Origin of the sequence: Frankia sp. AvcI1, from assembly GCF_001420875.1 — a bacterium.
Classification (GTDB): Bacteria; Actinomycetota; Actinomycetes; order Frankiales; family Frankiaceae; genus Frankia; species Frankia alni.
Genome location: NZ_LJFZ01000030.1, coordinates 1 through 12,204 on the forward strand (window position 1 = coordinate 1; position 12,204 = coordinate 12,204).

The following is a 12,204-nucleotide window of genomic DNA, read 5'->3' on the forward strand; positions in this document are numbered from 1 at the left end:
GTGTGGATGTTGGCGGGGCATGCGATGCATGTTCTGCCGGATGGTCTGATGGGGGATGCGGCGGGGATCGTGCGGTTGGTCCGCGACGAGCGGATCGATTTCGTGGATGTGCCTCCGTCGTTGTTGGAACTGCTGGTCGATGACGGTCTGCTGTCCGGTGAGTGGGTGCCTTCGGTGGTGGCGACGGGGGCGGAGGCGGTGGGTACCCGGTTGTGGGATGCGCTGGGTTCGGCGGGTGTGCTGGGGTTGAATTTTTATGGTCCGACGGAGTGCACGGTGGATGCGACGTGGACATCCGTGGAAAGCGGTTCAGGGCCGCATATTGGCCGGGCGGTCGCGGGGCTGCGGACGTTTGTGTTGGACGGCGGGTTGTTGCCGGTGCCGGTCGGGGTGCCGGGAGAGTTGTATGTGGGTGGTGCGGGTGTGGCGCGTGGTTATGCGGGTCGGTCGGGGGAGACGGCGTCGCGGTTCGTGGCGGATCCGTTCGGGGATGGGGTGCGGCTGTACCGGACGGGGGATCTGGTGCGGTGGCAGNCCGAGGGCACGTTGGAGTTCCTGGGCCGAGCGGACGAGCAGGTGAAGATCCGTGGCTATCGGGTGGAACCCGGTGAGGTCGAGGCGGTGTTGGGTGGGCTGCCTGGGGTGGGCCAGGCGGTGGTGGTTGCTCGTACCGACAGTGGTGTCACCCGTCTGGTCGGCTACGTCACCGCCGATCACGCCAGCACGGTCGACCCTGATGGGCTTCGTGCCGCTGCGGCGGTGGTGTTGCCGGACTATCTGGTGCCTGCGGCCGTGGTCGTGTTGCCGGCGTTTCCGGTTTCGCCGAACGGCAAGCTGGACCGCCGGGCGTTGCCCGCGCCGACGTTCACCGGCGGGGCCACCACCGGCCGAGCCCCGGCGAACGACACGGAGCGGGCGCTGTGCGAGATCTTCGCCGATCTGCTCGGTCTGCCGGAGGTCGGCCCGGACGACTCGTTCTTCGCCCTCGGCGGGCACTCCCTGCTCGCCGCCCGCCTCGTCGTGCGCATCCGCCGGGACCTGAGCGCCGACCTGCCGCTGAGCGCTATCCTGCGCGCGCCCACGCCCGCCGGCATCGCCGGTCGCCTGGACGGGACCGCGGACCTGGTGGCGGACACCGCCCTGGACACCCTCCTGCCGCTGCAACGCCCGCCGTCGCGGGACCGGGGCACGACGGCGGCCCCGCTGTTCTGCGTGCATCCAGGCCTGGGCCTGAGCTGGACCTATGCCGGGCTGCTGCGCTATCTCGGCCCACAGCGGGCGATCTACGGCCTGCAGGCGACCGAGATCGACCCGGACGTGCCGCCCACGGTCCGCGCGATCGCCGAGCGCTACGCCGACGTCGCGGCTGCGGCCGAACCCAGCGGACCGATCCACCTGCTCGGCTGGTCCCTGGGCGCCGTGCTGGCCCACGCGGTCGCGTGCGAGCTTGAGGCGCGGGGCCGCGAGGTTCCGTCGATCGTCATGTTGGACGGCTATCCCGAGCTGGACGGTGGCGCCGGGGACGCCGGTGGCGCCGGGGACGCCGGGGGAGGCGGGGGAGGCGGCCAGGGTGCCGCATCAGGCGGCGCCGCGTCCGCCGAGCCGGTGAACACGGTCTCCCGCTTTCTGCACACCCTGCTGCAACGCTCCGGGCATCCGGTCGACGACCTGCACCCGGACGAGGTCACCCCCGCCGTCGCCCACGCCCTCGCCGAGCGGACCGGCAGCCTGCTGGCCGGCGCCGGTGAGCGGCGCATCGGCGCGGCGGCCCGCAGCCTGCTGGCCGTCGCGTCGGTCGACACCGGTGTGAAGCCCCGGCGGTACGGCGGGCGGGTGGAGTTCGTCCGGGCCCTGCCCGAGCCCGGTGAGACACCGGCCGACCCGACGGACTGGGCGCCTTACGTCGCCGGCGGGCTGCGCGTCCATGCCGTGGACCTCGCCCACGAGGACCTGCTGTCCCCGGCGGCGTTGCCGGCCGTCGGCCCCCTCGTCGCGCAGGCGTTGCGCCCGTGACGAACCTCCCCTCCACCGCAACGACCGATCCGCACAGCCGAGCGAGAAGGGCCGAACCCGCCATGACGGACGCGATCGGGTGGCCGGCGGGCGATCCCGGCGCCACCGGGCTTCCCCTGGTCGTCGAGGGCGACGGGCCCGTCGTCGACCTGCTGCGCCGCGACCGGGACCGGCTGCGCGACCACCTCGCCGCCCGCGGGGCGGTCCTGCTGCGCGGGTTCGACGTCGGCGGGGCCGAGGGGCTGGAGGAGGCGGTGCGGGCGCTGTCCGGCACGCCGCTGCCGTACACCGAGCAGTCCTCACCCCGCAGCGTGATCAAGGGCAACGTCTACACCTCGACGGACTACCCGCCGGCCGCGGAGATCCCGCTGCACAACGAGATGTCCTACCAGGCGACCTGGCCGCTGACCCTGTTCTTCCACTGCGTCGAGCCGGCGCTGACCCAGGGCGCGACGCCNCTGGCCCACGTCCACGCGGTGCACGAGATGATCGACCCGGACGTCCGCGCGGAGTTCGAGCGCCGCCGCTGGATGGCCGTGCGCACCTACGGCGAGGACGTCGGCCTGAGGTGGCGGACCGCCTTCGACACCGACAGCCGCGCGCAGGTCGAGCGGCTGTGCGCCCGCGGCGGGCTGACGCCGACGTGGCTCGGCGCCGACGGGCTGCGGACCACCGCCGTGCGCGACGCCGTGCACCGCCATCCGGTCACGGGCCTGCCGGTGTGGTTCAACCACGTCGTGATCTTTCACGAGAGCAGCCTGCCCGCGGACGTCCGCGAGGTGCTGCTCGACGCCTACGGACCGGACGGCTTCCCGAACAACTCCCGCTACGGCGACGGCGGGGTGATCCCGGACGACGTCGTCGCGCACCTGCGGCAGTGCTACCGGGCCGCGTCCGTGCGCTTCGACTACGCGCGCGACGACCTGCTCGTCGTCGACAACATGTCCGTCGCCCACGGCCGGGAGCCCTACACCGGCCCACGCCGGATCGCGGTGGCGATGGCCGAGCCGTCCGCGGGGGCCCGATGACCCCCGCCGTGCTGCGCCGGTCGATGCTCGCGCACCGGCGGCGGATCGTGGCCGCCGCGACGCTGCTCATCGGCTACCAGAGCGGCGAGGCGCTCGTCCCCGTCCTCATCGGCGTGGCCGTCGACCAGGCCACGGCCACCGGGGACCGGGCCCGGCTGCTGCTCTGGCTGGCCGTGCTGGTCGTGGACTTCGCCGTGCTGTCGCTGTGCTGGCGGTTCGGGATGCGCGTCGCGCTGCTCGGCGGCGTCCGGGCCGATCGGGACCTGCGCCTGGCCGTCACCGCGCGGGCCCTCGACGACCGCGGCACCACCCGGACGGACCTGCCGGCGGGCGCCCTGGTGAGCATCGCCACCGCGGACGTCCGGCGCACGACGAGGGTGAACTTCCTGCTGCCGCACGGCGTCGCCGCGGTGGTCGGCATCGGGGTCGCCAGCATCGCGCTGCTGGTCGTCTCGGTGCCGCTCGGCCTGCTCGTCCTGCTCGGCACGCCCGTGCTGCTGCTGGTGGCGCGGTGGCTGAGCATCCCGCTGGAACGCCGGGCGGAGGTGCAGCAGGACAGCGCCGCGCGGGCGGCGGGCGTCGCCGTCGACCTGGTCCGCGGCGTGCGAGTCCTCAAGGGCATCCGCGCCGAGGAGGCCGGGCGGGCCCGCTACCGGGCCGTCAGCCGCGACTCGCTGGCGGCGACGCTGCCGACCACCCGCGCCGAGGCCGGGCACGCCGGCGCGCTGTCCACGGTGACGGGGCTGTTCCTCGCGCTGGTCGCGCTGGTCGGCGGCCGGCTGGCGGCGTCGGGCGAGATCTCCGTCGGTCAGCTGGTGTCCGCGGTGGGGCTCGCCCAGTTCCTGCTGACGCCGCTGAACACGTTCGGGGAGATCATCGCGGTGCTCGCCGCCGGCCGGGCGTCCGCCACGCGAATCGGCGGTGTTCTGGAGGCGGCGCCGGCGACCCCGCTCGGGCAGGCCGGGCTCGGCCCGTCGATCACCGGCGAGATCACCCTGGCGGAGGTGCGCGGCGGCGGCCTCGACGGCGTCACCCTCACCGTCGAGGCCGGCGAGCTGGTCTGCGTGGTCTGCGCCGACCCGGCCACCGCCGGCGCCCTCGTGCGCTATCTCGCCCGCGAGGCGGACCCGTCCGACGGGCGGATCCTGCTCGACGGGACGCCGTTCACCGCGCTGGCGCCCAGCGCGCTGCGCCAGGCCGTCCTGGTGTCCCCGCACGACGCGAGCCTGTTCGAGGCAACGATGCGGGAGAACATCGTCGCGGGTCGTCCCGGCGACCCGGCCCGCGCGGTGCGGGCTGCCCGGGTCGACCAGATGACCGCCGTCTTCCCGGCCGGGCTGGACACCCCCGTCGCCGAGCGGGGCCGGTCGCTGTCGGGTGGCCAGCGTCAGCGCGTCGCGCTCGCGCGGGCGCTGCACGCCGACCCGCCGGTGCTCGTCCTGCACGATCCGACGACGGCGGTGGACACGGTCACCGAGACGGAGATCGGCGCCGGCCTGCGCGCGCTGCGGGCCGGGCGCACCACCCTGATCGTCACCAGCAGCCCGGGGCTGCTGGCCGTGGCCGACCGGGTGGTGTTCGTCGAGGGCGGCCGGGTCGGCGCCGACGGCCGCCACGACACCCTGGTGCACGCCAACACCTCCTACCGCGAGCTGGTGCTGGCATGAGCACACCCGCGGACGCCGGGCGCGTGCCGGCCGGCGAGCCCCTGCCGGACGCTGGGCTTCTGCCGGTCGCCGACGCGCGCACCACCCGGGCCGCGGTGCGCGTGCTGCTGGCCGCGCACCGGGCCCGGGCGGCGTTCGCCGCGGTCTGCCTGCTCGCCGCGGCGGCGTGCAGCCTGGCGGCGGCTCCGCTGCTCGGGCGGATCGTGGACCTCGCCGCCGACGGCGACGCGTCCGGTCTGACCAGGCCGGTGCTGCTGCTGGCCGGGGCGGCGATCGGGCAGGGGGCGTTGGCCTACGCCGGGATGGCGGCCGTCGCCCGCCTCGGCGAGGAGGTCCTCGCGACGACCCGGGAGACGTTCGTCGACCGTGCGCTCGACCTGCCGCTGGAGCGCATCGAGCGGGGCGGCTCGGGTGACNTGACCTCGCGCGTCACCGAGGACATCGCGATGGTCAGCGAGGCCGTCCGCGGCGCCGTCCCGGAGTTCGTCCAGTCGGCGCTGATCATCGCCCTCACCCNGGCCGGCCTCACCGCCCTCGACTGGCGTTTCGCCGTCGCCGCGCTGGTCGCACTGCCCATCCAGGCCCTGACCGCACGGTGGTACGTGCAGCGGTCGGGCCCGATCTACGGTGCGCGCCGCCGGGCCGCGGGCGGGGAGCAGCAACAGTTGCTGGAGACCGTCGGCGGGGCGGCCACCGTCCGCGCGTTCGGCCTGGCCGGCGCGCACGTCGACCAGGTGGAACGCCGGATCGACCGCAGCATCTCCGCGACCGTCGCGCTCACCCGCTTGCACACCCGCTTCTTCGGCCGGCTCAACATCGCCGAGGCGGTGGGGCTCAGCGCCGTCCTGGTGACCGGGTTCCTGCTCGTCGACGACGGCGCGGTGACCATCGGCGCGGCCAGCGCCGCGGCGCTGTACTTCGCGAACCTGTTCGGGCCGGTGAACTCGGCGCTGTTCCTCCTCGACACCCTGCAGTCCGCCACCGCGAGCCTGGCCCGGATCGTCGGGGTGACCGACCTGCCCGCGCCACCGCGCCCGCCGGACCCGGTCACCTCCGCGGGGGCGGACTCGCCGGCGGACCTGGACGCGGCGCCCGCCGACGGCTCGTTGGCGGTGCGGGACCTGCGCTACACCTACCTGCCCGGTCAGGAGGTGCTGCACGGCGTGAGCTTCGACGTCCCGGCGGGCGGGTCGGTGGCGCTGGTCGGCGGCAGCGGCGGCGGGAAGACCACGCTGGCCAAGCTGCTGGCCGGGGTGCACGCGCCGAGCGCGGGGACGATCCGGGTCGGCGGCAGCGGCGGCACCGGGACGGATCCGGTCACCCTGCGAGCGACCGTCGCCCTGGTCACCCAGGAGGTCCACGTCTTCGCCGGCACCCTCGCGGAGGACCTCCGGCTCGCGGCGCCCCGGGCGAGCGAGACGGAGCTGTGGAACGCGCTGGCCGCCGCCGGCGCGGCCGACTGGGTGGGCGCCCTGCCGGACGGGCTCGACACCGTCGTCGGTGACGGCGGCTTGGCCCTCGACCCGGCGCGGGCGCAGCACCTGGCCCTGGCCCGCCTGCAGCTGGCGGACCCGGCGGTGGCGATCCTGGACGAGGCCACGGCGGAGGCGGGCAGCAGCGGCGCCCGGCAGTTGGAGGCCGCCGCCCAGCGGGTGCTGGCGGGACGCACCTCGGTCGTCGTGGCGCACCGGCTCAGCCAGGCCGCCGACGCCGACCTGATCCTCGTCCTCGACGACGGCCACGTCGTCGAGCGGGGCTCGCACGAGGACCTGCTGGCCGCGTCCGGCCGGTACGCCCAGCTCTGGCGCACCTGGTCGGCACACCGATGCTGACCTCGACCGAGGTGCGCAGCGCCACGGCCGGCGGCGGGGCCGACCGGCACCGTCCGCTCGTGCGCGGCCTCGGGTTCGTCGTCGCGCTGGGCGTCCTCGCCTGCGCCGTCGCGCTCAGCCTCGCCGTGGGCGCCAAGCAGATCGACCTGGGTACCGTCTGGCACGCGCTCGGCCACGACGACGGCAGCGACGACGCGTTCATCGTGCGCGAGCTGCGGCTGCCGCGCACGGTGCTCGGCGTGCTGGTCGGCCTCGCGCTGGGCCTGGCCGGGGCGGTCATCCAGGGGCTGACCCGCAACCCGCTGGGCGATCCCGGCCTGCTGGGGCTCGAGACCGGCGCCTCGGCGGCGGTCGTCGTCGCCATCGCGATCCTGGGAGTGTCCACCCCGGCCGGCTACGTCTGGTTCGCGCTGGCGGGCACCGCGGCGAGCGCCGTCGTGGTCCACACGCTCGGTTCGCTCGGCCGGGCCGCGTCGCCCGAGCGCATGGTGCTGGCCGGCGCCGCGGTCAGCGCCNCACTGACCGCATTCATCGGGGCCGTCCTCCTGATCGACGGGCAGGCGTTCGACCGCTACCGGTTCTGGGCCGTCGGGTCGCTCGCGGGTCGGCCGATGACCATCGTCTGGGAGGTCGGCCCCTTCGCCGTGGTCGGCGCGCTGCTTGCCCTGGGTCTCGGCTCGAGCCTCAACGCGCTGGNGCTGGGGGAGGAGACCGGGCGGGCGCTGGGTGTTCGGGTCGGGACGGTCCGGGCCGTCGCCGCGCTCGCGGTGACGTTGACGTCCGGGGCGGCCACCGCGATCGCGGGGCCGATCGGGTTCGTGGGGCTGGCCGTGCCGCATGCCGCCCGCCTGGTCACCGGGCCGGACAACCGCTGGGTGCTGGCCTACTCCGCGGTGCTGGCGCCCGGCCTGGTGCTGTTGGCCGACGTGATCGGCCGGGTCGTCGTGGCCCCGAGCGAGCTGGAGGCGGGGATCGTCACGGCCCTCATCGGAGCCCCCGTCCTGATCGCCCTGTGCCGCCGCCGGACCGTGGCGCTGTGAGGGGCGCTGCCAGGGGCGCTGTGGGAGGCACCCGGGCGGTCGCCGCCGACACTGGATCGCCGGTGCCGCCGGTGCCGCCGGTGCCGCCGGTTCAGCCGGTTCAGCCGGTTCAGCCGGTTCAACCGGTTCCGTGGCGGGCCGTGCGGTTGCTGTCGGGCCGCGTGTCGATCCGGGTCCGGCCGCGCGCCGTCGTGGTCGGCGTCGTGCTGGCGGCGCTGGTACTGATCTTCGGTGTCTGGACGTTGATGACCGGCGAGTACCCGGCGACGGTGGGCGAGGTGCTGCGCACCCTGTTCGGCGCGGGCCCACCGGGCGCGGAGATCATCGTGACGCGGTTCCGGTTGCCCCGGCTGGTGATCGGCATCGGGGTGGGTGCCGCGCTCGGCGTGGCCGGAGCGCTGTTCCAGAGCCTGTCCCGCAACCCGCTCGGCAGCCCCGACATCATCGGTTTCACCACGGGGTCGGCGACGGGTGCGCTTCTGGTCATCCTGGTCTTCCCCGACAGTCCGATCGGCACCCCGGCCGGCGCGATCCTCGGCGGGCTCGTCACGGCCCTGCTCGTGTACGCCCTGGCCTACCGCCGCGGCATGCAGGGGACGAGGCTGATCCTCGTCGGGATCGGGGTGTCCGCGGTCGCCGAGGCGGTGAACTCCTACCTGCTCAGCCGCTCCTCGCTCGACGCCGCGCAGGAGGCCCAGCGCTGGCTGGTCGGCAGCCTCAACGGCCGGAGCTGGGAGTACGCGGGCCCGCTGTGGGCGGCACTCGCCGTCCTGCTGCCGATCACCCTGCTCCTCGCCCGCCGCATCGAGATCGTGGAGCTGGGGGACGATCTCGCGCTCGCGCTGGGGATCCCGGTCGAGCGGGTGCGCCTGTCGCTGGTGGTCTGCGGGGTGGCCCTGACCGCGGTGGCCACGGCGGCGGCGGGTCCGATCGCCTTCGTGGCGCTGGCCGCGCCGCAGACAGCCCGCCGGTTGGTGCGGGCCGGGACGACGTCCCTGGTGCCCGCCGCGCTGACGGGATCGCTGATCATGGTGGCCGCGGACTTCGCCGGGCAGNGGCTGCCGCACGCGATCCAGCTGCCCGTCGGGCTCAGCACCGGCGCGATCGGCGGTCTCTACCTGATCTGGCTGCTCAGCGGAGAGCTACGCCGAGGCTGAGCCGGCCGGCGCGCGCCGAGAACGGGAGATTGTCGGCGGCGGGCGGGGGGTAGACGAAGGTGTCAATTTTAGGTAAACCTTACTTAAGGGAAACGGCGACGGATGTCGCGGGCTGAGATCCAAGGAGACGGCACCTCATGTCGACCAACCCGTTCGATGACGACAAGGGCAGCTTCTTCGTCCTGACCAACACCGAGGGTCAGCACTCGCTGTGGCCGACATTCGCGCCCGTACCGGCCGGGTGGACGAGCGTGCACGGCGCCGCGAGCCGGTCGTCCTGCCTCGAGTACGTCGAGGCCCACTGGACGGATCTACGCCCGGCGAGCCTGATCACCCGGATGGAGGCCGACCGCGCGGCCGCCTGCGGGGCGGCGGGCGATCTGGACGCGCAGGGTAATCGCGGCGATGTCGACTCCGGCGCTGCGCGATGACGGCGTCGGTGGTCTACCACGAACGGACGGTGCCGCTCGCCGGCGATCCGCTGGCGGCGGCGGCGCGGTTCGCCCGCCACGCCGCGGCACCGGTGAGCGTCTACGAGCACGACGGCGCCTGGCTGTGCGGTTCGGGCGTCCTGGCCGAGATCGTCCTGTCCTGGGACGAGATCCGGTACCGCGCGGGCGGGGAGGACTGGCGAGTCGAGGCGGTCGACGGCGCGCCGCTGCGCGTCCTGGCCCGCGTCCTGGCGAACCTGCCGGTCGCCGACTGGCGGGCGGCCGGCTGGGCCGGCTTCGAACTCGGACCCCGGGCGCTCGGGCTGCCCGGGCCGGTCGGCCCCGACCCGCTCGTCCACCTGGTCATCCCGGCCCGCGAGGCGCGGCTGGCGGCGGACGGCGCGCTGCTGCGCGCGGCCGAGGCGGCCGACCTCGACACGCTGGCCGAGACCATCGGCGGTCCGGCCGACGCGCAGCCGGGGCCGGCGCAGCCGCTGGCCGATCTCGACCACGGCGCCGAGGACTACCGGCGGATCGTGGCGGGTGCCGTCGAGGACATCCAGGCCGGCCGGTTCCGCAAGGTGATCCTCTCCCGGGTCGTCCCCGTCGAGGGCGAGATCGACTTGGTCGCGACCTACGAGCGGGGGCGGCGCGGCAACACCCCGGCCCGGTCCTTCCTGCTCGATCTGGACGGCGTGCGCGCGATCGGGTTCAGCCCGGAGACCGTGGTCGAGGTCGGCGCCGACGGCCGGGTTTCCACCCAGCCGCTGNCCGGCACGACGGCGTTCGACGGCGGTGTCGGGCCGGACGGCCCGGGCGGCGACCGGGCCCGGCGGGAGGCGCTGCTGCGCGACCCGAAGGAGATCTACGAGCACGCGGTGTCGGTGCAGGTGGCTCAGGACGAGCTCCGGCCGCTGTGCGCGCCGGGCACGCTGGTCGTCGACGAGTTCCTGACCGTCCTCGAGCGGGGCAGCGTGCAGCACCTGGCCTCGCGGGTCAGCGGCCGGCTCGCCGCCGGCTTCGACGGGTGGGACGCCCTGGGGGCCGTCTTCCCGTCCGTCACCGCCAGCGGGGTGCCCAAGGACGCCGCCTGCGCGGCGATCCGGCGCTACGAGCCGTCGCCGCGCGGCCTCTACAGCGGTGCCGTGATCAGCGCGACCTCGGACGGCGCCCTCGACGCCGCCCTCGTCCTGCGGACGGTGTTCCAGCGCGGCGGCCGGACCTGGCTGCGCGCCGGGGCCGGGGTCGTCGGGGCGTCGCGCCCGGAGCGGGAGCTGACGGAGACGAAGGAGAAGCTGCGCAGCGTCAGCCGCTTCATCGTGCCGGCCCAGCCGGTCCCGTCAGCCCAACCCGTCCAGGCGGACCCGGTCCCGGTCCCGGCGTCGGCGTCGGCGACCGCGGTCGACGATCTCGAGAGGCTCCGGTGCATCGCCGCCGAGCTCGTCGAGGAGGACCCGGCCGATCTCGCCGACGACGACAACCTCTTCGAGCGCGGCCTGGAGTCGATCGCGCTCATCCGCGCGGTCGGGCAGTGGCGGCGGGCCGGCATCGAGGTCAACTTCGCGGAGCTGGCCGAGAACCCGACTGTGGACGGCTGGTTCACGCTGCTGGCCAGCCGGCAGCCCGCAGCCGCGCGCCAGCCAGGGGCCGAAGGACCTGCCGGCGAGCCGGCCCCGGCCGGCCCGACGACCGTCGCGACGCCCCACGCCGGAGCGGAGGCGAACGGGGTCGAGGTGGCCGGGGTCGAGGCCGGCGAGGGCGAGATGGACGGCGCCGAGTTCCCGCTGGCGCACATGCAGCACGCCTACTGGATCGGGCGCGGCGACGGGCAGACCTACGGCGGCGTCGCCGCCCACCTTTACACGGAGTTCGACGGCAGCGGTCTTGAGCCGGCCCGGCTGACCGCCGCGATCGAGCGTCTCGTCGAGCGGCACGAGGCGCTGCGGACCCGGATCACCGACAACGGCGCTCAGATCGTCGAGGCGCGCTCGGGCTGGCGCGGCCTGACCGTGCACGACCTGCGCGAGCTGGACGCCGACGAGGTCACCGCGCGCCTGGCCGCGGTGCGCGACCGGCTGTCCCACCAGATGCTCGACATCGAACGGGGCGAGGTCTTCTCGACCGCGCTGAGCCTGCGGCCCGACGGCACCACCCGGTTCCACCTCGACGTCGACATGGTCGCCGCCGACGCGGTCAGCTACCGCGTCCTGCTGGCCGACCTGGCCGAGGAGTACGGGCGCCCGGACGAGGTCGCTCCGGCTCCGGCACCGGCCTTCACCTACCGCCGTTACCGGGCGGAGCGCGACGTCGACGCACGCGCGGCGGCCGAGCAGGCCCGGCGGGCCTGGCTCGACCGCCTGCCCGGCCTGCCGGGGGCACCGCAGCTCCCGCTGGCACCGCATCTCCCGCTGGCACCGCAGCTCCCGCTGGCACCGCAGCCGGGCGCCGCCGGCGCGCCGAGCGGAGCGCCCCGGGTGTCCCGGCGGCACTTCCGGCTGCCGCCGTCGGCCCGTGCGGCCCTCGGCCGGGCGGCCCACCGCCACGGACTCACCCCGGCCATGGCCGTCGCGACCGCGTTCGCCGAGGTGCTCGGCGGCTGGAGCGCGCAGCCGCGATTCCTCCTCAACGTCCCCCTGTTCGACCGCGAGCCGATCCACCCCGACGTCAACCGGATCGTCGGCGACTTCACCAGCTCGGTGCTGCTGGAGGTCGACCTGACCGACAGCATCCCGTTCGTCGAGCGGGCCCGCCGCCTCCAGGCGCGGCTGCACGCCGACGCCGCCCACGCCGACTACTCCGGCGTCGAGGTGCTGCGTGACCTGGGCCGCCTGCGCGGCGAACCGGTGCTCGCGCCGGTCGTGTTCACCAGCGCGCTCGGCCTCGGCGAGCTGTTCGACGCCTCGGTGCGCCGGGAGTTCGGCGAGCCGGAGTGGATCATCTCGCAGGGCCCGCAGGTCCTGCTCGACGCCCAGGTCACCGAGCTCGACGGGGGCATGCTGGTCAACTGGGACGTCCGCGAGGACACCTTCGCGCCCN

General features: G+C 75.1%; 8 protein-coding genes and 7 pseudogenes. All 15 read left to right on the forward strand.

Annotated elements, in window-relative coordinates:
* Positions 1 to 6: 6 nt before the first annotated feature.
* A partial coding sequence (locus tag UK94_RS64575; protein WP_268761607.1) for an AMP-binding protein occupies positions 7 to 534 on the forward strand: 528 nt, incomplete at its 3' end.
* A 1,541-nt stretch (positions 535 to 2,075) separates the two neighbouring features.
* Positions 2,076 to 2,470: TauD/TfdA family dioxygenase (locus tag UK94_RS64580; protein WP_235489699.1), on the forward strand; the 395-nt coding region annotated here is incomplete at its 3' end.
* Between the two features lies 1 nt (position 2,471).
* A complete protein-coding gene (locus UK94_RS64585) occupies positions 2,472 to 3,041 on the forward strand; it encodes a TauD/TfdA family dioxygenase (protein ID WP_235489702.1) in 570 nt (189 codons plus the stop codon).
* Entirely contained in the window at positions 3,038 to 4,708 is a 1,671-nt protein-coding gene (locus tag UK94_RS24875) for an ABC transporter ATP-binding protein (RefSeq protein WP_055751758.1), read from the forward strand. Before UK94_RS64585 ends, UK94_RS24875 begins: the two co-directional genes overlap by 4 nt.
* Positions 4,705 to 5,124: pseudogene (locus tag UK94_RS64590) on the forward strand (ABC transporter ATP-binding protein); the annotation flags it as partial. The gene UK94_RS24875 and the pseudogene UK94_RS64590, both read left to right, overlap by 4 nt.
* Position 5,125: 1 nt before the next feature.
* A pseudogene (locus tag UK94_RS64595) lies at positions 5,126 to 5,224 on the forward strand (hypothetical protein); the annotation flags it as partial.
* Position 5,225: 1 nt separating this feature from the next.
* Positions 5,226 to 6,540 (forward strand): annotated as a pseudogene (locus UK94_RS24880) (ABC transporter ATP-binding protein); the annotation flags it as partial.
* A partial coding sequence (locus UK94_RS64600; RefSeq protein ID WP_235489705.1) for an iron chelate uptake ABC transporter family permease subunit occupies positions 6,534 to 7,055 on the forward strand: 522 nt, incomplete at its 3' end. The pseudogene UK94_RS24880 and the gene UK94_RS64600, both read left to right, overlap by 7 nt.
* Before the next feature lies 1 nt (position 7,056).
* A pseudogene (locus UK94_RS64605) lies at positions 7,057 to 7,236 on the forward strand (Fe(3+)-siderophore ABC transporter permease); the annotation flags it as partial.
* Between the two features lies 1 nt (position 7,237).
* A pseudogene (locus UK94_RS64610) lies at positions 7,238 to 7,580 on the forward strand (iron chelate uptake ABC transporter family permease subunit); the annotation flags it as partial.
* 140 nt (positions 7,581 to 7,720) lie between these two features.
* Positions 7,721 to 8,635 (forward strand): iron chelate uptake ABC transporter family permease subunit (locus tag UK94_RS24890; RefSeq protein ID WP_235489708.1); only part of this gene is annotated, 915 nt, incomplete at its 3' end.
* 1 nt (position 8,636) lies between these two features.
* Positions 8,637 to 8,737 (forward strand): annotated as a pseudogene (locus UK94_RS64615) (hypothetical protein); the annotation flags it as partial.
* 137 nt (positions 8,738 to 8,874) lie between these two features.
* On the forward strand, positions 8,875 to 9,168 hold the full coding sequence (locus tag UK94_RS24895; RefSeq protein ID WP_011605289.1) for an MbtH family protein: 294 nt from the start codon (positions 8,875 to 8,877) through the stop codon (positions 9,166 to 9,168).
* Positions 9,165 to 9,938, forward strand: a 774-nt coding sequence (locus UK94_RS64620) for a chorismate-binding protein (RefSeq protein WP_235489710.1), incomplete at its 3' end; no start/stop codon positions are given. The genes UK94_RS24895 and UK94_RS64620, both read left to right, overlap by 4 nt.
* Position 9,939: 1 nt before the next feature.
* Positions 9,940 to 12,203 (forward strand): annotated as a pseudogene (locus tag UK94_RS64625) (chorismate-binding protein); the annotation flags it as partial.
* Position 12,204 lies beyond the last annotated feature (1 nt).